Source organism: Virgibacillus sp. 7505 (assembly GCF_002272135.1).
Lineage (GTDB): Bacteria > Bacillota > Bacilli > Bacillales > Amphibacillaceae > Terribacillus.
Genome location: NZ_NPBF01000071.1, coordinates 1 through 387 on the forward strand (window position 1 = coordinate 1; position 387 = coordinate 387).

A 387-nucleotide genomic window follows, 5' to 3' on the forward strand; every position below is an offset into this window, starting at 1 on the left:
AGTCCAAATATATGTGAATGATACCTTGATTACGCAAACGACTGGTACAAGCTTCAAGCTAGAGAACTTAAAATTTGATACCAATTATCGAATATTGGTAAAAACAGTAAACAAGGAAGGCATGGAAAGTGTTGGAACGTTAAAATCAATAAGAACGGAAAAACAGCCACCGCCTGAACTTGAGCCAGTCAAGAATGTTATTGCAAATGGTGTCGAGTCGGCTATAACAGTTACTTGGCAACCGAATAGACACCCTTATTTAGTGGGTTATAACGTTTATTTGGATGGTACGAAGGTAAATGCTGAACCGATAACCAGAAACAGTTTTAAGATTGAGGATTTAAAGAATAGTCAACGATACGAAGTTGTTGTCGGTGCTGTTGCTAA

1 protein-coding gene is annotated in these 387 nt (G+C 37.7%); it reads left to right on the forward strand.

The window, feature by feature from the left end; genetic code table 11:
* Window positions 1-25: 25 nt before the first annotated feature.
* Window positions 26-387 (forward strand): fibronectin type III domain-containing protein (locus CHH91_RS17945; RefSeq protein ID WP_141234192.1); only part of this gene is annotated, 362 nt, incomplete at its 3' end.